We start from the raw sequence: 21,241 nt of genomic DNA, 5'->3' as shown, positions 1-21,241 counted from the left end.
GAAGCGGTAATGACTGAAGTGGATTACAAGGCGCGCATCGAATCGTTGAGCGCAGAACTCAACAAGCACCTGCACGCCTATCACGTTGAAGACGCGCCCACCATCCCGGACGCGGAGTACGATAAGCTGTTCATCGAACTGCAAAAGCTGGAAGAAGCCCACCCGCAGTTCGCGCTGCCCGATTCGCCCACCAAGCGCGTGGGCGCGGCGCCGCTGCCTCAGTTCGATCAGGTCACCCACACGGTGCCGATGCTGTCGCTGAATAACGGCTTCACCGACGAGGATATCGAGAACTTCGACCGCCGCGTGCGCGAAGGCCTTGATGCGGCGGCCGCCGTCGAATACGCGGCCGAGGTCAAATACGACGGCCTGGCCATCAACCTGCGCTATGTCGACGGCCTGCTGGTGCAGGCGGCCACGCGTGGCGACGGCTACACCGGCGAGGATGTCACCACGAATATCCGCACCATCCGCTCGATTCCGCTGCGCTTGAACACTCCAACGCCGCCGGCCGTCCTCGACGTGCGTGGCGAAGTCTTGATGTTCAAGAGCGACTTCGAAGCGATGAACGCCCGCCAGCGCGAGGCCGGCCTGAAGGAGTTCGTCAATCCGCGCAACGCGGCGGCGGGCAGCCTGCGCCAGCTCGATTCGCGCATCACCGCGTCGCGCAAGCTGAGTTTCTTCGCCTACGGCGTCGGCGCGCTGGAAGGCGCGGAGATGCCGCTGTCGCACTCCGCGCTGCTGGACTGGTATCGCGGCATGGGCCTGCCGGTGGCGAAAGAGGCGGACGTGGTGCGCGGCTACGACGGCCTGATGGCCTACTACAAACAGATCGGCGAAGCCCGCCCGACCATGCCATACGAAATCGACGGCGTGGTCTACAAGGCCAACCTGCTGCAGGACCAGCGAACGCTGGGCTTTGTTTCGCGCGCGCCGCGTTTCGCGCTGGCGCACAAGTTCCCAGCCGAGGAAGCGCTGACCACCGTGCAGGCGATCGAAGTGCAGGTCGGCCGCACCGGCGCCATCACGCCGGTGGCGCGGCTGGCGTCCGTGTTCGTCGGCGGCGTTAACGTCACCAACGCCACGCTGCACAACGAGGACGAAGTGCGCCGCAAGGACGTGCGCGTCGGCGACACGGTGATCGTGCGCCGCGCCGGCGACGTTATTCCCGAGGTATTGTCCGTGGTGCTGGAGCGCCGGCCGTCGCCGGAGCCGGAAGCCTATGTGCTGCCCAAGACCTGTCCCGTGTGCGGCTCGCACGTGGTGCGCGAAGAGGGCGAGGCGATCGCGCGCTGCTCCGGCGGCTTGTTCTGCTCCGCCCAGCGCAAAGAGGCGATCCGCCACTTCGCCGGCCGCCGCATGATGGACATCGAAGGCCTGGGCGATCGCTACATCGATAACCTGGTCGAACATGGCCTGGTGCAGCGGGTCGCCGACCTGTACGCGCTCAAGCTGGAAGACCTGCTTGAAATGAAGCGCCTCGCCGACGAGCGTGAAGGCACCACGCCGGAGACTGTCGCACAGGGTAAGATCGCCACCAAATGGGCGGACAACCTGCTGGAAGCCATCGCCGCCAGCAAGAACCCGCCGCTGGAGCGCATGCTGTTCGCGCTTGGCATCCGCCATGTGGGCGAATCGACCGCCAAGACACTGGCCGAATGGCTGGGCCGCTTCGACCTGGTGCGCCGCGTCCCTGCCGCGCTGCTGCGTGTGCTGCCCGATATCGGCGGCATCGTCGCCGAGTCGATCGCCGACTTCTTCGCCGAACCGAAAAACCAGGAAGCCATTGACGCCTTGCTGGCCGCCGGCGTGGCGCCGACCGGCGAGCATGCGCCCAGCGCCAAGCTGCGCGAAAAGCTCGACACCGTCAAACTGATGGCCGCACTGGGCATTCCGAAATTGACGGAGCCGCGCAGCAAGCAGCTGGTCGAACAGGAGGTGACGCTGGAAGTGCTGGCGCACCTGCCGGTGTTCACGGTGTTCGGCCTGCCGGCTGGCGTGGCCGAAGCGTTGGAAGCCTGGATGGCCGAACCTGGCCACCGCGAACAGCTGCTGGCGCTGGACCAGCTGCGCAACGATCTGCTGGCGCAACTGCCGGAGCAGGCGGCCGAAGGTCCGCTGACCGGCAAGACCTTTGTATTGACGGGCACTCTGCCGAATCTGAGCCGCGACCAGGCTGGCGCCATGATCGAAGCTCAGGGCGGCAAGGTATCCGGTTCGGTATCCAAGAAAACGCACTACCTGGTAGCAGGGGCCGATGCGGGCAGCAAACTGGCCAAGGCTCAGGAGCTTGAAGTCACCATACTGGACGAGGCAGGCCTGCTGGCACTGCTGGAAGCCAAATAAAACAAGATCGATATCATGTCCAAAATCAGAAAAGCAGTATTCCCGGTCGCCGGTCTTGGCAGCCGCTTTCTTCCCGCGACCAAGGCGCAGCCGAAGGAGATGCTGCCCATCGTCGACAAGCCGTTGATCCAGTACGCGGTGGAGGAGGCGGTCGCCGCCGGCATCACGGAAATGGTGTTCATCACCGGCCGTAACAAGCGCGCCATCGAGGACCATTTCGACAAGGCCTACGAACTGGAAGCGGAACTGGAGGCGGCCGGCAAGAAAGCCTTGCTGGAGCTGGTGCAGAACGTCATTCCGAAGAATGTCAACTGTATCTACATCCGCCAATCCGAGCCGCTGGGCCTTGGCCACGCGGTGCTGTGCGCCCGCCCCGTCATCGGCGACGAACCGTTCGCCGTGCTGCTGGCGGACGATTTCATGGATACCGCCGACGGCGTCAAGCCGGTGCTGGCGCAGATGACCGACCTGTATGGCTACGAGCGTTGCAGCATCCTGGCGGTGCAGGAAGTGCCGCGCGCGGCCACGCGCCAGTACGGCATCGTCAGCGCCTCGGCCTATCAGCCCAAGCTGGAGCTGGTGCAGGGCATCGTCGAGAAACCGTCGCCGGAGGTGGCGCCGTCCACGCTGGCCGTGGTGGGCCGCTACGTGCTGTCGGGCCGTATCTTCCAATACCTGGAAAACCTCGGCACCGGCACCGGCGGCGAGATCCAGCTGACCGACGGCATCGCCGCGCTGATGAAGGACGAACGCGTGCTGGCCTACCGCTACGACGGCCAGCGCTACGATTGCGGTTCCAAGCTGGGCTACCTGAAGGCGATGACGGCCATGGGTCTCAAGCACCCGGAAACCGGCGCCGAATACTGCCAGTTCCTGCGCGATATGCAGTGCGAGATCGAAGGAGCCGGCAAATGACGGTGCGCGAAATCCTGAAGATGGGAGATCCTCGCCTGCTGCGCGTGGCCGAACCTGTGACGGAATTCGATACGCCGGCCATGCGCGAGCTGATCGCCGACATGTTCGACACCATGTACGCGGCCAATGGCGCCGGCCTGGCGGCGCCGCAGATCGGCGTCAACCTGCAGCTGGTGATCTTCGGCTTCAAGCAGAACGCGCGCTATCCCGACGCGCCGCAAGTGCCGGAAACGGTATTGATCAATCCTGTCCTCACGCCGCTGTCGGACGAAAAGGAAGAGGGCTTCGAAGGCTGCCTGTCGGTGCCTGGCCTGCGCGGCAGCGTGCCGCGCTTCACCCAGCTGCGGTATGAGGGCGTGGACCAGTTCCAGCAGCCGATCAGCCGCGATGTCGATGGCTTCCATGCGCGCGTGGTGCAGCATGAAGTCGACCATCTGCTCGGCGTGCTGTACCCGATGCGCATCGCCGACTTCTCCAAATTCGGCTACACCGAGGTGATGTTCCCCGGCCTCGATCCCAACGACGACGATTAAGGCGGGAAGATCATGAGTGAAGGTCCGGTGCGCCAGCCGGCGCAAAAGGTCATCCGTCCACGGGTGGGCAACGACCGCGGCGTGTTCCAGATGGGGACTTCGCAGATCAAGCGCGTGGGCCTCGGGCCCAGGTACTGGGGCGACATCTACCATTGGATGCTGACCCTGAGCTGGCCGCGCTTCTTCCTGCTGGTCGGGGTGCTGTACATGGTCACCAACGTGGGCTTCGCGCTGGCGTTCTACCTGGTGCCAGGCTCGGTCGCCAATGCGCGACCCGGCTCCTTCCTCGACACCTTCTTCTTCTCGATCGAAACCCTGGCCACCGTCGGCTATGGCTACATGAACCCCGGCTCCACCTATGGACACATCGTCGCCTCGACCGAGATCCTGCTTGGCATGGTGGAGGTGGCGACGGTAACCGGTCTGCTGTTCGCGCGTTTCTCGCGGCCCACTTCGCGCATCATGTTCTCCGACGTCGCCGTGATCACGCCATTCAACGGCGTGCCGACGTTGATGCTCAGGTCGGGGAATGAACGCGGCAACCTGATACTGGAAGCTTCCGTGCGCGCCACGTTGATCCGCCGCGAGATGACGCTGGAAGGACAGATATTCACCCGTTTCTACGACCTGCAGCTGGAGCGCGAGCGTTCCGGCGTGTTCGCGCTGACCTGGACCATCCTGCACAAGATCGACGAATCGAGCCCGTTCTGGGGTAAGACGAAGGAAGACCTGCAAAAGGAGGGCGCCACGCTGTCGGTGGCCGTCTCCGGCACCGACGATACGCTCAACGATTTTGTCCACGCGCGCCAGACCTACTCGGCGGAGCATATCTTCTTCAACCACCACTTCGCCGACATCATGTCGGACAAGCAGGATGGCAACGTGCGGATCCTGGACTACAGCAAATTCCACGACATCTACCCGGACGGATCGACCGGCGGCAGCATGCCCGGCGCGGCGCTGGCGCACCCCGGCTAACCGGCGCCCAGCAGGTCGCGCGCGTTCAGCAGCGCGTAGACGATATCGGGATGTTTGTTCAGGCAGCGGCGCACAGCCGCCGGCACCTGCTCGCGCGTGCGGCGGCACAGGCCTGGCTGCTCCGCCAGGCGGATCTGCAGGCCCATCACGGTGCGCACGCCATTCGCGCTGGGTGTGATCGTCAGGCGGATGCCCAGCTGCTCCTGCATGCGCTGTTCGATGCGGCCCAGTTCTTCGTAGCTGGCGATGTTCTCGATGCGGGCGATCAGCACCTTCTCCTGTTCGCGGGTGAGGCGCAGGATGCGGATGTCGGTATCGTCGGGCGCCTTGTCCCATTGTTCCAGCAGCTCGTCGCGCCGGCATTCGCAGGCGCCCGGCGGGCATTCTTTTCGAATCTGGAAGGGCAATGCTTCAGGCATGGCGAAACGGCTCGGCGACAACACGCGGGAGCTAAATTCTACTCCGAACCCCCGCGTCGTGCGGCACCAAATTATTATTGTATATATAATATTTTTTTAAATTCAAACTGACGCCTCATGAAAAATACGTATTCGATGCTGCCGCTGTTCGCCGCGCTGTGGGTGACGCTGCCCGCCGTCGCCGGCCCGGAAACGCTGGAGCGCTGCCCGCCGACGGTCAAGCCATGGTTGCCCTCTGGCGCCAGCCAGAACGCCTGTTCGCAATATGCGTCCAATGCCGGCGTCGGCGCCATCAATTACGGTGGCTCGTACAAGATGGCGGCGTTCAGCAAGGATGGTAAGCTGGCCGGTCTTCGCAATCCCGATCTGGGCCGCGAAGATCCGACGCCCAAAGATGCCTACGATCCCGCCGCATGGGAGCAGTCCGGCAGCAGTGGCCCGGTTGGCGAGTTGTGGTGGGGCCGGCGCGACAATATGCATTTGTTTGTCGGCCAGGAGTCGAAGGTGCGCCTGACTGTGGAGGCCAGCCGCGGGCCTGTGCCTGGCCCGGCGGAACGGCAGGCGCGCATGCTGGCGATAGTGGCTCAGGCCCAGGCGATGGCGGCCAACAAGCCGGTTCCGCAATCGGCCTATGACAATCTGCTATTCATACACCGCAGCATGGAGTACCGCCAGATCGGCGGCACCGACGCGACGTTCCGTGGCGGGTTGGGTGGCGACGGCTTTATCCCGCCCGGAAAAATATCGGACGCAAAACTCAAACTGGACAACCTGCCTGCCTACAAAGGCGTGCTCAGTTTCGAGATGAAGGTGGACGGGGTTGCGCGCCGCTTCAGTTTTCCTGTGATGCTGGATCAGCCCACCGACCATCTGATCGCCGCCGCCGTCAACGGCGACAGCTACACCCGGTGCGAAAAGCGCCCGAACCGCGGGAAGATTGAATCGACGGCCTGTCCGCTGAATAACGAGAACTTCCCGGAGCGCTACGATGCAGAGGGTGCGTTTTTCGGCGACCACGCTTCGCTGGCGGCGGTGAAGGTTTACATGACGGTCAATTCGCCGGCGCGCAATCGCCATGAGGATATCGCCACCGCCGTGATTATCCTGCGCGCCGAGGCGTCACCGCCGGTCGCTGGCCGCTGACGCCTGCAGGCGGTGCTGCAACAACGCCAGCACCGCCGCCTCTTCCGGTCGCAGCGCGTGCAGGCCATCCTGTAGCTGCTGCTTCGCGCGGCTGCGCGCCGCCTTCAACATCGTGCCGTCCAGGTAGCACTCGATCACGCTCGGATGCACATAGCATTTGCGGCAGATGGTGGGCGTATTGCCCAGTTTTTTCGCCACCGCTTCGATGGCCTGCACCACGTTCCGTTTGGCCTGGGCTTCGGAGTCGAACTGTTCGTATTCGCCCAGCGCCACCGCCGCCAGCACCGTGCCGGACCAGGTGCGGAAGTCCTTGGCGGTATAGTCCTCGCCGGCGATGGCCTGCAGATACTCGTTCACGTCCGACGATCCGATGGCGTGAGGAAGGCCGTCGTCGCCGATGTACTGGAACAGCTCCTGGCCGGGCAGGTCGCGGATGCGGCGGATGATGCTGGCCAGCCGCCGGTCCTCCACCGCGACGGCATGATGCACGCCGCTCTTGCCACGGAAGCGGAATTCGACCTTGCCGCCGTCCAGCCGCACATGGCGGTCGTGCAGCGTGGTGAGGCCGAAGGATTTGTTCGCGCGCGCGTACTCCTCGTTCCCGATCCGCATCATGGTCGCCTCCAGCAGGTAGACGATGGTGGCCAGGACCTTCTCGCGCGGCAGGCCTGGCAGCTGGAGCGCGGCGCCGACCGCGCGGCGTATCGCGGGGAGGGCCTTGCCGAAGCCGAGGAGGCGGTCGTACTTGGATTCGTCGCGGTGGCTGCGCCAGCGCGGGTGATAGCGGTACTGCTTGCGGCCGCGCGCATCGCGCCCCGTCGCTTGCAGGTGGCCGCGTGGATGAACGCAGATCCAGACGTCGGTCCAGGCGGGAGGAATCGCCAGCGATTTGATGCGGGCCAGCGTGTCGGCGTCCTTGATGGTGTGGCCGTCGGCGGCGACGTAATGAAAGTGCTTGCCGCGCTTGCGGCGGGCGATGCCGGGCAGGTAGTCGTGCACGTAGCACAGGCCCGCCGACCTGGCGGCGGCGCTGGGGGCGAACAGGGCGGCTTCGCCGGGCGCCGCAGGCGTATCGCGTTTCATCGCTATCCTTGGTGGGCAGATTATCGGAAATCGTACCCGGCAAGGACTAGCGATGTTGTGCGCTAACGCACGCTTTAGTCCATGCGCTTGAGACGCTGGCCGACGATGCTCCACTTGCAGGCTTCACCGTCGACGGTGCCGGTCAGTACCCAGCCGGTGCCGATCTTCTCGACGCCGATCTCGCATTCCAGTTCCTTCGTCAGCTTTTCGGCCCAGCCGCGCGCCGCGCCCTGGCCCTTGAAGAGTTCATTGCCTTCGTAGATCACGGTGGCGTCGAAAACGGAGGCGGCAAAAATAGTCATGGTGGTCTTCCAAAAAAATCAAGCCGTTATTGTGCCACCAAATGCGCCCAGCCGGCGCTTCCTCCTGTCCCTCCGATACCACTACGTCATTCGACGTATTCCTCGCACCTTGTCTGCTGGCTAACCTTGCAGCATCCAAAACCGAAAAGGGGAACAAGATGGGTGTGAAACGGGGAATGCTGCTGGCGGCGGCAGTGGCGGTGGCAGGTAATGCGTGCGCCGGCGCCACGATCAATTTTGGCGACGACAAGTCGGTCAGCGTGGGCTTCGGCATGCGCGAGAGTTACACCAGCGCTGAAAACGCGGCGCCGAACGGCACCAGCCGTTCCAGCGATTTCAACCTGGATTCGGCACGGTTGTTCCTCGGCGCTTCGCTCAACAAGAACATCAAGGGCATGCTGAACACCGAATGGGACGGCGACAAGATCCGCATCCTGGACGCCGCCGGCCAGTTCGCCATTTCGCCGGAGCTCAACATCTGGGCCGGCCGCCTGCTGTCGCCGAGCGACCGCGCCAACATGGCCGGGCCGTACTACTCGCTGGGCGGCGGCTACTGGGCCGGCGTGGCCTCGCGCTATGGCTATAACGGCGGCATCTTTCGTGGCCGCGACGACGGCGTGGTCGTATGGGGCAATGCCGCCGAGGGCAAGCTGGGTTATTCATTCGGCGCCTTCGAAGGCCACACCTTCGGCATCGGTTCGATGACGCAGTCGCAGGCCAAGGCGGCCGGCGTGAAGACCGACGACTCGCTGATGTACGCGGGCCGCCTGCAGTACGACTTCTGGGATGCGGAGCCAGGCTACTACGGCACCGGCAACTACCTCGGCGGCGCGGACATCCTCTCCATCGGCGTGGCGGGACGCTACCAGAAGGACGGCATTCTCACCGTCGCCAAGAGCGGCAAGTACAGTTCCTACAACGTCGACTTCCTGATGGAGAAGCGGGTCAAGGGCTCCGGCGCCTTCGCGCTGGAAGCCGCCTGGTACGACTATAACACCGACGACATCATCAAGTCCGAACAGGGCAAGGCTTATTCCGCCGGCGCTTCCTGGATCTTTGAGGAGAAAGCCGGCTGGGGCAAGTTCCAGCCATTCGTGCGCTGGCAGAAGTTCGCCGCCGACACCGACATCGACACCAAACAGTACGACGCGGGCGTGAACTACATCATCGACGGCTACAACGCGCAGGTCAGCGCGGTGTACTCGAAGACCAAGATCACCAAGGCCGCCGATACGGACAAGTTCTCTGTCACCTTGCAGCTGCAATTCTAATTCCACCACACGGAGCTATCTCATGCAAAATCGACGCAATTTCATCGCCTCCCTGAGCCGCATCGCCGCAGCCACCGCCATGCTGGCCGCCGGGGCGCAAGCATCCGCCGCCGACACCATCAAGGTCGGCATCCTGCACTCGCTGTCCGGCACGATGGCTATTTCCGAGACGTCGCTGAAGGACGTGGCCTTGATGACCATCGACGAAATCAACGCCAAGGGCGGCGTGATGGGCAAGAAGCTGGAGGCGGTGGTGGTCGATCCGGCCTCCAACTGGCCGCTGTTCGCAGAAAAGGCGCGCGGCCTGATCGCACAGGACAAGGTGTCCGTGGTATTCGGCTGCTGGACGTCGGTGTCGCGCAAGTCGGTGCTGCCGGTGTTCAAGGAGCTCAATAGCCTGCTGTTCTACCCGGTGCAGTACGAGGGCGAGGAGCTGGAGAAGAACGTGTTCTACACCGGCGCGGCGCCCAACCAGCAGGCCATACCCGCCGTGGAATACCTGATGAGCAAGGAGGGCGGCGGCGCCAAGCGCTTCGTGCTGCTGGGGACCGACTACGTTTATCCGCGCACCACCAACAAGATCCTGCGCGCCTACCTGAAGAGCAAGGGCGTGAAAGACAGCGACATCGACGAGGTGTACACGCCGTTCGGCCACTCGGATTACCAGACCATCGTCGCCAACATCAAGAAGTTTTCGGCCGGCGGCAAGACGGCGGTAATCTCCACCATCAACGGCGATTCCAACGTGCCGTTCTACAAAGAGCTGGGCAACGCGGGACTGAAGGCGACCGATGTGCCGGTGGTGGCGTTCTCTGTGGGTGAGGAGGAGCTGCGCGGCGTAGACACCAAGCCGCTGCTGGGCCATCTGGCGGCGTGGAACTACTTCGAGTCGGTGAAGAATCCGGTGAATACGGAATTCATCAAGAAGTGGAAGGCTTATGCCGCCGCCAAGAAGCTGCCGAACGCGAACACGGTGGTGACCAACGATCCGATGGAAGCGACCTACGTCGGCATCCATATGTGGGCGCAGGCGGTGGAGAAGGCCAAATCGACCGACACCGACAAGGTGATCGCGGCGATGGCCGGCCAGACCTTCAAGGCGCCATCTGGCTTTACGTTGACGATGGACCCGACCAACCACCACTTGCACAAGCCGGTGTTCATCGGCGAGATCCGTCCCGACGGCCAGTTCAGCGTCGTGTGGAAGACGCCTGGTCCGGTGCGCGCGAATCCCTGGAGTCCGTACATTCCGGGTAATGAGGGTAAGCAGAAGCTGTAACCCGGTAAGGCGGGGTCTGACCCGGTCGGGTCAGACCCCTGTTCGCCGCTGTGCGGGGTAAACGGTATCACCTGAGGAATGCATCTTGAAAAAACTCCTGCTCCTGGCCTGCCTGCTGCTGTCCTTCGCGGCGCACGCCGCCATCGACAGCGCGCTGCTGGTCCCCTTGGCCGGCGGCGACCCCGACGCCCGCGTCGACGCCATCGTCAAGATTGGCGCGCTGGCCAACGACGACGCCACCCGCCTGCTGACGGCCCTCAAGAACGACGCGCTGTACGCCACACCGGACGGCCGCATCTTCATCGTCAGCGACGACAAAGCCTACAACCCGGCCACCGGCGAAACCGGCCCTCTACCCGAGGGCCTGGACGGCGTGATGGTCAACAACCGCCTGCGCGGCGCCGTTGACGACGCGCTGTCCGCACTCAAACTGTTCTCGTCAGACCGCGCGCTGCGTCTGGCCGCCGCCACCGAGCTGCAAAGGAGCGTCACGCTGGCACAGGCCCCGCTGATCGAAAAAGCGCTGGCGAAGGAACAGGACCCGGACATCCGCACCATGCTGCAGCTGGTCGCCGGCACCGCCAACCTGCAATCGCCGGATGCCGCCAAGCGCAAGGCCTCCGTCGAAGCGCTGGCCGACAGCAGCAACGCCAATCTGCGTCCGCTGCTGCTCGCTATGCAGAGCGATAAGGAGCCAGATCAAGCTGTACGCGTGGCCGCCGCCCACACCCTGCAGGCGCTGGACAGCCGCCTCGCGCGCACCGAATTTGTCGGCAACGTCTTCTACGGCATCTCGCTGGCCAGCGTGCTGCTGCTGACGGCACTGGGCCTGGCCATCACCTTCGGCCTGATGGGCATCATCAACATGGCCCACGGCGAGCTGCTGATGATAGGCGCTTACACGACCTACCTGTGTCAGCTCGGCTTCCGCAACTACTTCCCCTCGGCGGTGGATTGCTATCTGATCGCCGCGCTGCCGGCCGCCTTTCTGGTCACGGCCGCAGTCGGCATCGCGCTGGAGCGCACTGTGATCCGCTGGCTTTATGGCCGCCCGCTGGAAACGCTGCTCGCCACCTGGGGCATCAGCCTGATACTGATGCAGGCGGTGCGCACCATCTTCGGCGCGCAGAACGTCGAAGTGGCCAATCCATCGTGGATGTCGGGCGGCGTGACGGTGCTTGGCTCGCTGGTGCTGGCCTACAACCGCATCGTCATCATCGTCTTCGCGCTGCTGGTGGTGGCCGGCGTCTGGCTGATATTGAACAAAACCCGGCTTGGCCTGTTCGTCCGCGCCGTGATGCAGAACCGCCGCATGGCTGGTTGCGTCGGCGTGTCCACCGCGAAGATCGACATGATGACCTTCGGCCTGGGCTCCGGCATCGCGGGGCTGGGCGGCGTGGCCTTGTCGCAGCTGGGTAACGTGGGGCCGGACCTGGGCCAGAGCTACATCGTCGATTCCTTCATGGTGGTGGTGCTGGGCGGCGTCGGCCAACTGGCGGGCACCATCATCGCCGCGCTGGGACTGGGCGAAGCGAACAAATTCCTGGAACCGGTGGCGGGCGCGGTGCTGGCCAAGATCGCCATCCTGGTCTTCATCATCATGTTTATCCAGAAGCGGCCGCAGGGCCTGTTCGCCATGAAAGGCAGGAGCGCCGAATGAATCAACCATCTCTCTTTTCGCACCGGGCGTGGAGCGGAATCGCCGCCTGCTGCGTGGTGCTGGCCGCGCTGCCTGTGCTGAACCTGGCCTTCGCGGACGGACATCCGCTGCACGTGCCAAGCTACATGGTCAGCCTGGTCGGAAAATTCATGTGCTACGCGCTGGCGGCGCTGGCGCTCGACATGGTGTGGGGCTATGCCGGCATCCTGTCGCTGGGCCACGGCGTGTTCTTCGCGCTGGGCGCCTACGCGCACGGCATGTACCTGATGCGCGCCATCGGCAGGGAAGGCGTGTACCAGAGCGACCTGCCGGACTTCATGGTCTTCCTCGACTGGAAAACCTATCCCTGGTACTGGACCGCCACCGACAGCTTCTGGTACTGCCTTGCGCTGGTGGTGCTGGTGCCGGGCGTGCTGGCGTTCGTGTTCGGCTTCTTTGCCTTCCGCTCTCGCATCAAGGGCGTGTACTTCTCGATCATCACGCAGGCCATGACGTATGCCTTCATGCTGCTGTTCTTCCGGAATAACACCGGCTTTGGCGGTAACAACGGCTTCACGGACTTCAAGCGGATACTGGGCTACTCCATCAGCGCACCCGCCACCAAGGCCACGCTGTACCTGGTCACGCTGGCGATGCTGGCCGGCTCGCTGCTACTGTGCCGCTGGATCGTCAAGTCCAAGCTGGGGCGCGTGCTGCAGGCGGTGCGCGATTCGGAATCGCGGCTGATGTTCATCGGCTACAACCCGCTGTGGTTCAAGCTGTTCGTGTGGACGTTGTCGGCGGTGCTGTGCGGGATCGCCGGCGCGCTGTACGTGCCGCAGGTCGGCATCATCAACCCGTCCGAGATGTCGCCGGCGAATTCGATCGAGATGGTGATCTGGGCGGCGGTGGGCGGACGCGGAACGCTGCTGGGGCCCATCATCGGCGCGTTCTCGGTCAACGGTTTGAAAAGCTGGTTCACCGGCGCCTTTCCGAATCTGTGGCTGTTCGCGCTTGGCCTGATCTTCATCCTCGTCACGCGCTACCTGCCGCAAGGGCTGGCGGGACTGGCCGCGCGCTGGCGCAAGGAGCAGGCATGAGCGCCAACGAACATTTGAACATCTCGTCGGGGCGCGTGGCGGAGCCTGGGCTGGACACCACGCACGGCGCCATCCTGTATCTGGAAGAAATCACGGTGTCGTTCGACGGTTTCCGCGCCCTGAATAAACTGAGCCTGGACATTTCGGTGGGCGAGCTGCGATGCATCATCGGTCCTAACGGCGCGGGCAAGACCACCATGATGGACGTCATCACCGGCAAGACGCGGCCGACCTCCGGCACGGCGTTCTTCGGTCAGACCATGGACCTGAGCCGCATGACGGAATACCAGATCGCGCACGCTGGAATAGGCCGCAAGTTCCAGCGCCCGACCATCTTCGAGCAGCACACGGTGTTTGAAAATCTCGAACTGGCGATGAAGACCGACAAGCGCGTGCGGCCCACCTTGTTCGCGCGCCTGTCGTCCGAACAGCGCGGCAAGATCGACGAGATCCTTAAGCTGATACGCCTGAACGGCAGCGAGCGGCGGCCTGCGGGCCTGCTGTCGCATGGGCAGAAGCAGTGGCTGGAGATCGGCATGCTGCTGATGCAGGAACCGCAACTGATCCTGCTCGATGAACCGGTGGCCGGCATGTCCGACGCCGAAACGGCGCGCACGGCGGAGCTGCTCAACGAATTGCGCGGCAAGCATTCGATCATGGTGGTGGAGCACGACATGGCGTTCGTGACGGAGATCGCGCAGCAGGGCGTGGTGACGGTGCTGCACGAAGGCTCGGTGCTGGCGCAGGGCACGATGGCGCAAGTGCAGTCCGACGAGCGGGTGATTGAAGTTTATCTGGGGCGCTGACGAATATGCTGCAAGTCGAAAAAATCAATCAGTACTACGGCTCCTCGCACACGCTGCGCGGCGTGTCGCTGGAACTGGAGCGGGGCAAGTGCATGGCGCTGTTGGGCCGCAACGGCGTGGGCAAGACCACGCTGCTCAAATGCCTGATGGGCGTTCTGCCCGTATCTGCTGGCGCGGTCAGGCTGGAAGGGCGCGACATCACGCGCATGGCGCCGCACCAGCGCGCGCGGGCCGGCATCGCCTACGTGCCGCAGGGACGCGAGATCTTCGCGCGGCTGACGGTGGAGGAGAACCTGCTGATGGGCCTCGCCACGCACAGCGGCAGGAAGGCGTCCACCATCAAGGGCGAGGTGTACGAATTGTTCCCGGTGTTGAAGGACATGCTGCACCGGCGCGGCGGCGACCTGTCCGGCGGCCAGCAGCAGCAACTGGCGATCGCGCGGGCGCTGCTGGCGGAGCCCAAGCTGATTATCCTCGACGAGCCGACCGAAGGCATCCAGCCCTCCATCATCAAGGACATCGGCAACGTGATCCGGCTGCTGCGCCAGCGCGGCGACATGGCCATCCTGCTGTGCGAGCAGTACTTCGATTTCGCCCACGAACTGGCCGACCAGTTCATCGTGCTATCGCGCGGCGAGGTGGTGGCATCCGGCCCGCAGACGGCGATGAGCGACCCGGAAGTCAAGCGCCACCTGGCTGTCTGAAGGTTGCGGGGCGTGCCTGCGCGGCGCCATTGATTGGCGTTGCCTCGGTGGGGCGTGAGACAAGCCGTGAGAAAGCGTGCATTTTGGTGCTTGTATTTTATGCTACATTTCTCGTCTTGCCACATTGAAGAAACCATGAAACCGCAACTGACGCGTTATGTATTTTTGCTGGTGCCACTCTTGCTGGTTGTGTTGTACTGGACGTCGAGTCGCCCTCCCGGCGATACGGGAGCGTTCACGCAGCGTGCGCCGGACCATGCCACACTCGCGGAGGCCCGTCCGCGCGTCCAGCAAGGCCTGCCCTCCATGCCCATGCCCGACCTGCGCCGCAGCCTCTCCCAGCAGGTGGATCAGTTGATCGCCACCGGCCGGCCAGCGGACGCCTACGACGCTTTCTGGCTGGTGCAGACCTGTATCAATTTTCAAAGCACCGGCCACACGGGCGTCCCCGACGGGGACTTCATGCGGCCGCCGAACGACGCCGAGAAGTTTGCGAAAAAACTGCTGTGCGCGGATTTGACCGAGCGGATGAAGACCGCGCGGTTGGAGCATCTGGCCGTGGCGGTCAAGGCCGGCGTCGATAGCGCGGACCTGGGCTTCCTGCAAGCCGGCCCGTTCGGCGATCCGTCGGCGTTGACGTCGCGGCCCGACGATCCCTTGGTGCTGGCGTGGAAGGCGGAGGCGCTTGGCTACCTGGAGGCTCAGGCCCAGCAGGGCCGCATCCACAGCATGATTGCGTTGGTTGGCGAGTACAAGGAGGACGCCGAACTGGCAAAGCAGCATCCGCTATCGGCGTTGCGCTTTGCGACCGCGGTACACGGCTACTATGAAAGTCTGCTTTACAGCGCTCCGGCGTCGATCGCCAATCCGCTTCCGGACGAATTCCTGCAGCAGTTGTCGCAGGGGCTGACGCCGGAACAGGTCAAACTCGCGACCGCGCAGGGCAAGCAGCTGCTTGAGCGCGTCATGAAACCGGGCCACTAGACAATCGCCCGGAATTTGGCCGCTGCTACGATTGCTGATAAAGTGTCGGTCCCTTTTTATTTGTCAGGTTTGCCGTGGAGTTGCGTTTGCTTTTTTATATCCTCGATCTGATCGGCGTTGCCGTCTTCGCCGCCAGTGGCACGCTGGCGGCGATGGCTTCCCATCTGGATTTGTTGGGAGTGATGGTGCTGGCCGCGATGACCGCCATCGGCGGCGGCACCGTGCGTGACCTGCTGCTGAACCGCCATCCGGTCTTCTGGATCGAGGACCCCAAGCCACTGCTGGTGATCGTTGGCTCGGCCATCTTCACCATCGTCTGGGTGCAGGTGCTGCCGATACCGACCGACGCCTTGCTGATCGCCGACGCACTGGGGCTGGCGCTGTTCGCCATGTCCGGCGCCAAGGTGGCGGAGGCGCAGGGCTGCCGCGCGCTGATCGTCATCCTGATGGGCACACTCACCGGCGTCGGCGGCGGTTTGGTGCGCGACATCCTGGCCGCCAAGGTGCCGTTGATACTGCGCCAGGACATCTACGCGACGGCGGCCATCGCCGGCATCCTGCTGTACATCCTGCTGAAGAAGGCCGGCATGCCGCCGCGCTGGGCCTTCGGCGCCGGCCTGGTTTCTATCGTGGTGGTGCGCCTGCTGGCGATTCAACTGGGCTTGCGTCTGCCGTCGTTCTGAGCCGCAGCTTGCCCATCGCGACCGCCGCCGCCGAGGTGCGCGTTTCCACACCCAGTTTGACGAATACGTGTTCCAGGTGCTTGTTCACGGTGCGCGGGCTGGTGCCCAGGATGTCGCCGATGTCGCGGTTGGTCTTGCCCTTGATGACCCAGTTGAGCACCTCCGATTCGCGCTGCGTCAGTTTGAAGGATGCCATCAGCTTTTCGATCTGCGCGCTGTCCGATTCCTCGCGCAGCACGATCATCCACTGCTCGTTTTCGCTGAACTCCGCGGCCGAGAAGATCAGGCGGCGGCTGGCCCGCTGCAGCGTCAGCGGCGGATGCGACTGGCCCTGGCTGTGCGCCAGCTGCGTCGCCGCCAGCCACGCCGTCAGTTCCGTGTCGACCGAATAGCCCTGCATCAGCGTGCGCGCCAGCGGCGTTTGCCAGACGATCTTGCCGTCGCGCGGCGTCATCGCGATCACCGCGTTGCCGAAGGCATCCAATGCGCTGCGGGCCTGGTCCATCAGGCGCGCCGTCTGCATGTGGGCGGCGATCCGCACCAGCACCTCGCTGGTGCGCAGCGGCTTGCTGACGTAGTCGTTGCCGCCAGCCGCGAAGGCCGCCACCACATGCTCCGCTTCCGTCAGCCCCGTCATGAACACCACCGGAATGTGGCGCGTGGCCAGGCTGGCTTTTAGATGGCGGCAGGTTTCGAAGCCGTCCATGCCAGCCATGACGGCGTCTAGCAGGATGATGTCCGGCTGCGCCTCGGCGGCGCGCTGCAGGGCCGTCTCGCCGTTGTTCGCCACCAGCACCGTGTAGCCCGATTCGTCCAGCGCGTCGTGCAGCACGGCCAGGTTTTCCGGCACGTCGTCCACCACCAGGACGACGGCGCGGTCAGTGTTGAAGTTCATCGTTCTGGTTCTTTCGGAGGTAGTCGGCCATCGCGTCCAGCTGGAAGCGGGCGGCGTAGTTGCGCATGGTTTGAGTGAAGTGCAGGTAGCGCCCATCGAGCGCGCTGATTTCATCGAGCTTGTTCTGGATGCCGCGCACGTAGCCGATGCGGACCAGCTCATTCAAGGCTTGCAGGTGTGCGGTGGGCGGCAGCACCAGCTGCTTGAGCTCCGGCGCGGTCAGGCCGCCCGCCACCTCGATGTTGATGGACGGCTGCGTGATCCATTCCAGCGACAGGCGCTGGCCTATCCAGTCCAGCAGCTCTGCCACGTTGACCGGCTTGACAATGAAGTCCGCCGCCGTGATTCCGGCCGCGTTTTCCATGCCCTTGTCGAAGGCGTTGGCGGAGACGATGGCGATCGGCACCTGCGACAGCTGGCGGCGGCGCAGGATGTAGCTGGCCTCCCAACCGTCCATCGCCGGCATGGCCAGGTCCATCAGGATCAGGTCCGGCTGGAAAGAGGCGTGCAGGTCCAGGCATTCCAGGCCGGATTCGGCCAGCGCCACCTCGAAGCCCAGCGGCTGCAGGATGTTGAGCAGCATCTCGCGGTCCACCCGCTCGTTGTCCACCACCAGGATGCGGCGCCGTGTGCCGCGATAGCCGCTGCGCTGCGCCGCCGGCTGCTCCATCTGCCGCAGCTCGCGGGCGGATGCGTGCACGCTGGGCAGGAACAGGCGGATGTGGAACACGCTGCCTTGCCGCGGCGTGCTGCGGATATTCAGTTCGCCGCCCATCAGCTGCGTGAGCATCTTGGAGATCGGCAGGCCAAGGCCGGTGCCGCTGGCGTTGGCGTGCGCGCTGGCGCTGCCGCGCGAGAAGGGCTCGAAGATATGGTCGATCTCCTCCTGCAGGATGCCGGGGCCGGAGTCCTCGATTTCGAACGAGGCCATCTCGCGCGCGTACTGCAGCCGCAGCACGATGCCGCCATCGCTGGTGAACTTGACCGCGTTGCCGAGGATGTTGATGAGGATCTGCCCGAGCCGCTTGCGGTCGGCGCGCACGATGCGCGGCAGCACGCCGGTCAGCTCGTAGCGGAAGGCCAGGCCCTTGTTGGCCGCCTGCAGTTCGAACATGCGCACGATCTGGCCGATGAAGTCGGGGAAGTTCAGCTCCTTCATGTCGAAGTTGAATTTACCGCCTTCGATGCGGGCGATGTCCAGCGTCCCTTCGATCAGCGACAGCAGGTGCTCGCCGCTGCTGCGGATCACGCGGATCGCCTGCTGGCGGTGCTCCGGTATCGACGGGTCGTTGTCCAGCAGCTGCGCGTAGCCGAGGATGGAATTGAGCGGCGTGCGGATCTCGTGGCTGATGCCGGCGATGTAGCGGCTCTTGGCCTGGTTGGCCAGGTCGGCGGTCTTCTTGGCCTGCTGCAGCTGGGCGTCGGTCTGGCCGTGCAGCTCGATCTCGCGCGTCAGCAGGCCGGTCTGGCGGTTCGACTCCTCCTGCGCCACGCGCCGGCTCTCGCTGGTCAGCACCAGCCACCAGGCCACGATGCCGCTGGTGAGCAGCAGCGCCGCGAAGATCTTGAAGAACACCAGCCGCAGTTGCGGCAGCAGCGCGGCGTCGCCGGCCGGCAGCACGGATTGTTCGTGGTAGTAGATCAGGCCGAGCAGCGCGCCGAAGAACAGCACCGTCACGATCATCAGCAGCAGGTAGTGTCCCAGCCCGCTGCTCAGGTAACGCCACAGCGATCTGGGCAGCATCGCCTTCATCGCCGCCTGCCATTGCGACGACACCTTTGCGTGCGGCTTGCAGATGTCGTTGCAGCGCGCGTCCAGGCAGCAGCACAGGGAACAGATCGAGCCTTGATAGGCGGGGCAGTGCGCCATGTCCTCGGACTCGTACTCCTTCTCGCAGATCACGCAGGTCTTGCTGTGCACGTGCACCGGCTTGCGGGCGATATAGTACTTGCCCTTGGTGGCGACGGCGATCAGCGGCGAGGCCACGAAGGCGGTCAGCAGCGCGATGAAGGCGGAGAAGGCCTGCGCCTGGTGGCCGAACAATCCCATGAACGCCGCCACCGACAGCGCGGACGCCAGCAGCATGGCCCCGACGCCGACCGGGTTGATGTCGTACAGGTAGGCGCGGCGGAACTCGATGCCCTTGGGGCTCAGGCCCAGCGGCTTGTTGACCACCAGGTCCGCCACCACCGCCGTGATCCACGAGATGGCGATGTTGGAGTACAGGCCGAGCACCTGGTCGAGCGCCTGGAACACGTCCAGCTCCATCAGCAGCACGGCGATCAGCGCGTTGAACACGGCCCACACCACGCGCCCCGGATGGCTGTGCGTGAGCCGCGCGAAGAAGTTGGACCAGGCCAGCGAGCCCGCATAGGCGTTGGTCATGTTGATCTTGACCTGCGAGATCACCACCAGCAGCGCGGTGGCCAGCAGCGCCGCCGACGGGTTGGCGAACACCTGGCCGAAGCCGGCCAGGTACATCTGCGTCGGGTTGACGGCCTGCGCCAGCGGCACCGCGCTGCTCACTGCCAGGAAGGCCAGCAGCGCGCCGCCCAGCATCTTGGCGATGCCGAGCAGTATCCAGCCCGGCCCCGCGATCAGCACGCCCATGTGCCAGCGGAAGCGGTTGGTGGCGGTCTTCTGCGGCATGAAGCGCAGGAAGTCGACCTGCTCGCCGATCTGCGTGATCAGCGCCACGCCGACCGCCGTGGCGGCGCCGAACATCAGCACGTTGAAGTGGCCGTTCTCGCCGGAGCGGCCGGCGTAGCGCAGCAGCTGCGGCAGCAACTGCGGCTGCTTGTGCAGGATGGCGATGAAGGGCAGGGCCATGAGCACCAGCCACACCGGCTGCGTGAGCATCTGGATGCGGCTGATCAGCGTGACGCCGTGCGTCACCAGCGGGATCACGATCAGCGCGCTGACCATGTAGCCGAGGTAGAGCGGCAGGTGGAAGTACAGCTCCAGCGCGTAGGCCATGATGGCCGCCTCCAGCGCGAACAGGATGAAGGTGAACGAGGCGTACACAAACGACGAGATGGTCGAGCCGATGTAGCCGAAGCCGGCGCCGCGCGTCAGCAGGTCCATGTCGACGCCGTAGGTGGCGGCGTAGTAGCTGATCGGCAGGCCGGTGAGGAAGATGATCAGGCCGACCGCCATGATGGCCCACAGCGCGTTGATGAAGCCGTAGTTGACGGTGATGGTGCCGCCGATCGCCTCCAGCACCAGGAAGGAGATCGCGCCGAAGGCCGTGTTCGAGACCCGGAACACCGACCATTTGCGGAACGCGCGCGGCGTGTAGCGCAGCGCGTAGTCCTCGATGGTTTCGCTGGCCACCCAGGTGTTGTAGTCGCGCCGGATCTTGACGATGCGTTGCGTCGGTTCGGTCTCTGTTGTTGTCATGCCGGGCCCATAAAAAAAGCAGCTGTTTAAGCTGCTTTTTTAAGCAAGTTGCATGCCCGGCAAGTTCAGCGCTGTTTGGCGTGGTTGAGTTTGTCCAGCAGGCGGGCCAGCTCTTCCTGCATCGACGGCGACAGGTTGAGGAACTGGCAGCCGATCTGCACCTGCTCGCCCAGCAGGAAGGAGCGGAAGGTGCGCGATAGGCGGATCTCCAGGTCGGCGATCATCACCGAATCCGGGCCCAGCTCCAGCCGCACGCGCTGCAGCTTGCGGCCGACGTACAGGCCGACGCAGTCGCGCGGCGGCGCCCGCATGCCGACGCCGCCGGCCGAGAAGTCGTACAGCTGCAGCTCGTAGGGCTTGCCGTTCAGGACAAACGAGGCCATGTAGTAGATGCCCAGCGGGGTTTCCAGCCGGGTCGAGGCGCGGCGGTTCAGCACCTGGCATTTGAGCGGGAACTCCAGCGGGATCAGCGTCGGCTGGCCCGGCGTGCAGGCCCAGTCCGGAGAACTGAGCTTGAACTGGATCTTGGCCGAGCGCAGCCAGGCCACGAACACGGCGTCGCCGGGCGGCAGGAATTCGCCCTCGTTCAGTTCCAGCACAAAGTAAGGGTTCTCGGGGTCGACCGACTTGATGCGCGCCATCACCACGTTGGTGGTGCTGGACGGATAAATCGAGATCGGGTCGCCGTTGTCGGCGAGCAAAGTCAGGGAATCGCCGATGTCATGCTCATCGGTCATCTCGTGCGGCTTCGAACCCGCCGG

19 protein-coding genes are annotated in these 21,241 nt (G+C 64.3%); 13 read left to right on the top strand and 6 right to left on the bottom strand.

The window, feature by feature from the left end:
• Positions 1–9: 9 nt before the first annotated feature.
• The 4 genes from ligA to AC07WS_RS17940 are packed head-to-tail and all read left to right on the top strand — an operon-like array spanning position 10 to position 4,772.
• Complete coding sequence (gene ligA, locus AC07WS_RS17955) at positions 10–2,346, top strand: NAD-dependent DNA ligase LigA (protein WP_494730397.1); 2,337 nt, start codon at positions 10–12, stop codon at positions 2,344–2,346.
• 15 nt (positions 2,347–2,361) lie between these two features.
• Positions 2,362–3,261, top strand: a complete 900-nt coding sequence (gene galU / locus AC07WS_RS17950; RefSeq protein WP_494730396.1) for a UTP--glucose-1-phosphate uridylyltransferase GalU — start codon at positions 2,362–2,364, stop codon at positions 3,259–3,261.
• Positions 3,258–3,794 (top strand): peptide deformylase, encoded by a 537-nt coding sequence (gene def, locus AC07WS_RS17945; RefSeq protein WP_494730395.1) that lies wholly within the window; start codon positions 3,258–3,260, stop codon positions 3,792–3,794. Before galU ends, def begins: the two co-directional genes overlap by 4 nt.
• Positions 3,795–3,806: 12 nt before the next feature.
• Positions 3,807–4,772: an ion channel gene (locus AC07WS_RS17940; protein WP_494730394.1), complete on the top strand. Its 966-nt coding sequence runs from the start codon at positions 3,807–3,809 to the stop codon at positions 4,770–4,772.
• Here the strand turns inward: AC07WS_RS17940 and AC07WS_RS17935 are convergent.
• On the bottom strand, positions 4,769–5,191 hold the full coding sequence (locus AC07WS_RS17935; RefSeq protein ID WP_161096581.1) for a hypothetical protein: 423 nt from the start codon (positions 5,189–5,191) through the stop codon (positions 4,769–4,771). The genes AC07WS_RS17940 and AC07WS_RS17935 overlap by 4 nt on opposite strands.
• 117 nt (positions 5,192–5,308) lie before the next feature.
• Between AC07WS_RS17935 and AC07WS_RS17930 the strand changes: the two genes are divergently transcribed.
• Positions 5,309–6,334 (top strand): hypothetical protein, encoded by a 1,026-nt coding sequence (locus tag AC07WS_RS17930; protein ID WP_494730393.1) that lies wholly within the window; start codon positions 5,309–5,311, stop codon positions 6,332–6,334.
• Here the strand turns inward: AC07WS_RS17930 and AC07WS_RS17925 are convergent.
• Together AC07WS_RS17925 and AC07WS_RS17920 are read right to left on the bottom strand one after the other, a co-directional pair.
• Complete coding sequence (locus AC07WS_RS17925) at positions 6,311–7,417, bottom strand: DNA topoisomerase IB (RefSeq protein ID WP_494730392.1); 1,107 nt, start codon at positions 7,415–7,417, stop codon at positions 6,311–6,313. The genes AC07WS_RS17930 and AC07WS_RS17925 overlap by 24 nt on opposite strands.
• Positions 7,418–7,491: 74 nt before the next feature.
• Positions 7,492–7,719 carry a hypothetical protein gene (locus AC07WS_RS17920; RefSeq protein ID WP_494730391.1) on the bottom strand — a complete coding sequence of 76 codons (228 nt, stop codon included), beginning with the start codon at positions 7,717–7,719 and terminating at the stop codon, positions 7,492–7,494.
• 164 nt (positions 7,720–7,883) lie between these two features.
• Here AC07WS_RS17920 and AC07WS_RS17915 point away from each other — a divergent pair, with 164 nt between their 5' ends.
• The 8 genes from AC07WS_RS17915 (at position 7,884) to AC07WS_RS17880 (ending at position 16,185) form a co-directional block, all read left to right on the top strand.
• Positions 7,884–8,990: a porin gene (locus tag AC07WS_RS17915; protein ID WP_494730390.1), complete on the top strand. Its 1,107-nt coding sequence runs from the start codon at positions 7,884–7,886 to the stop codon at positions 8,988–8,990.
• 79 nt (positions 8,991–9,069) lie between these two features.
• On the top strand, positions 9,070–10,269 hold the full coding sequence (urtA, locus tag AC07WS_RS17910; protein WP_494730659.1) for an urea ABC transporter substrate-binding protein: 1,200 nt from the start codon (positions 9,070–9,072) through the stop codon (positions 10,267–10,269).
• Between the two features lie 85 nt (positions 10,270–10,354).
• Positions 10,355–11,929, top strand: coding sequence for an urea ABC transporter permease subunit UrtB (urtB, locus tag AC07WS_RS17905; RefSeq protein ID WP_494730389.1), 1,575 nt, complete (start codon positions 10,355–10,357; stop codon positions 11,927–11,929).
• Positions 11,926–13,008, top strand: a complete 1,083-nt coding sequence (gene urtC / locus AC07WS_RS17900) for an urea ABC transporter permease subunit UrtC (RefSeq protein WP_494730388.1) — start codon at positions 11,926–11,928, stop codon at positions 13,006–13,008. Before urtB ends, urtC begins: the two co-directional genes overlap by 4 nt.
• The gene (gene urtD / locus AC07WS_RS17895; RefSeq protein WP_494730387.1) at positions 13,005–13,814 is read left to right on the top strand and encodes an urea ABC transporter ATP-binding protein UrtD; all 810 of its coding nucleotides are present in this window, start codon (positions 13,005–13,007) and stop codon (positions 13,812–13,814) included. Before urtC ends, urtD begins: the two co-directional genes overlap by 4 nt.
• A gap of 5 nt (positions 13,815–13,819) precedes the next feature.
• Entirely contained in the window at positions 13,820–14,518 is a 699-nt protein-coding gene (gene urtE / locus AC07WS_RS17890; protein WP_494730386.1) for an urea ABC transporter ATP-binding subunit UrtE, read from the top strand.
• A 135-nt stretch (positions 14,519–14,653) separates the two neighbouring features.
• Entirely contained in the window at positions 14,654–15,502 is an 849-nt protein-coding gene (locus AC07WS_RS17885) for a hypothetical protein (RefSeq protein ID WP_494730385.1), read from the top strand.
• A gap of 86 nt (positions 15,503–15,588) precedes the next feature.
• Positions 15,589–16,185 carry a trimeric intracellular cation channel family protein gene (locus tag AC07WS_RS17880; protein WP_494730384.1) on the top strand — a complete coding sequence of 199 codons (597 nt, stop codon included), beginning with the start codon at positions 15,589–15,591 and terminating at the stop codon, positions 16,183–16,185.
• Here the strand turns inward: AC07WS_RS17880 and AC07WS_RS17875 are convergent.
• The 3 genes from AC07WS_RS17875 to AC07WS_RS17865 form a co-directional block, all read right to left on the bottom strand.
• The gene (locus tag AC07WS_RS17875) at positions 16,127–17,080 is read right to left on the bottom strand and encodes a response regulator (RefSeq protein ID WP_494730383.1); all 954 of its coding nucleotides are present in this window, start codon (positions 17,078–17,080) and stop codon (positions 16,127–16,129) included. The two genes, AC07WS_RS17880 and AC07WS_RS17875, sit on opposite strands and share 59 nt — an antisense overlap.
• Positions 17,064–20,480, bottom strand: a complete 3,417-nt coding sequence (locus AC07WS_RS17870; protein ID WP_494730382.1) for a hybrid sensor histidine kinase/response regulator — start codon at positions 20,478–20,480, stop codon at positions 17,064–17,066. Before AC07WS_RS17870 ends, AC07WS_RS17875 begins: the two co-directional genes overlap by 17 nt.
• A gap of 65 nt (positions 20,481–20,545) precedes the next feature.
• Positions 20,546–21,217, bottom strand: coding sequence for a flagellar brake protein (locus AC07WS_RS17865; protein WP_494730381.1), 672 nt, complete (start codon positions 21,215–21,217; stop codon positions 20,546–20,548).
• Positions 21,218–21,241: the final 24 nt, after the last annotated feature.

This window comes from Duganella sp. GW821-FHT01E12, assembly GCF_059422325.1.
Note: the sequence above shows the minus strand (reverse complement) of the source record. Positions and strands in the feature narration are given on the sequence as shown.

Coding starts and splice junctions, on each gene's coding strand:
- ligA (WP_494730397.1), top strand. CDS start 10: ATGACTGAAGTGGATTACAAGGCGCGCATCGAATCGTTGAGCGCAGAA.
- galU (WP_494730396.1), top strand. CDS start 2,362: ATGTCCAAAATCAGAAAAGCAGTATTCCCGGTCGCCGGTCTTGGCAGC.
- def (WP_494730395.1), top strand. CDS start 3,258: ATGACGGTGCGCGAAATCCTGAAGATGGGAGATCCTCGCCTGCTGCGC.
- AC07WS_RS17940 (WP_494730394.1), top strand. CDS start 3,807: ATGAGTGAAGGTCCGGTGCGCCAGCCGGCGCAAAAGGTCATCCGTCCA.
- AC07WS_RS17935 (WP_161096581.1), bottom strand. CDS start 5,191: ATGCCTGAAGCATTGCCCTTCCAGATTCGAAAAGAATGCCCGCCGGGC.
- AC07WS_RS17930 (WP_494730393.1), top strand. CDS start 5,309: ATGAAAAATACGTATTCGATGCTGCCGCTGTTCGCCGCGCTGTGGGTG.
- AC07WS_RS17925 (WP_494730392.1), bottom strand. CDS start 7,417: ATGAAACGCGATACGCCTGCGGCGCCCGGCGAAGCCGCCCTGTTCGCC.
- AC07WS_RS17920 (WP_494730391.1), bottom strand. CDS start 7,719: ATGACTATTTTTGCCGCCTCCGTTTTCGACGCCACCGTGATCTACGAA.
- urtA (WP_494730659.1), top strand. CDS start 9,070: ATGCTGGCCGCCGGGGCGCAAGCATCCGCCGCCGACACCATCAAGGTC.
- urtC (WP_494730388.1), top strand. CDS start 11,926: ATGAATCAACCATCTCTCTTTTCGCACCGGGCGTGGAGCGGAATCGCC.
- urtD (WP_494730387.1), top strand. CDS start 13,005: ATGAGCGCCAACGAACATTTGAACATCTCGTCGGGGCGCGTGGCGGAG.
- urtE (WP_494730386.1), top strand. CDS start 13,820: ATGCTGCAAGTCGAAAAAATCAATCAGTACTACGGCTCCTCGCACACG.
- AC07WS_RS17885 (WP_494730385.1), top strand. CDS start 14,654: ATGAAACCGCAACTGACGCGTTATGTATTTTTGCTGGTGCCACTCTTG.
- AC07WS_RS17875 (WP_494730383.1), bottom strand. CDS start 17,080: ATGAACTTCAACACTGACCGCGCCGTCGTCCTGGTGGTGGACGACGTG.
- AC07WS_RS17870 (WP_494730382.1), bottom strand. CDS start 20,480: ATGACAACAACAGAGACCGAACCGACGCAACGCATCGTCAAGATCCGG.
- AC07WS_RS17865 (WP_494730381.1), bottom strand. CDS start 21,217: ATGACCGATGAGCATGACATCGGCGATTCCCTGACTTTGCTCGCCGAC.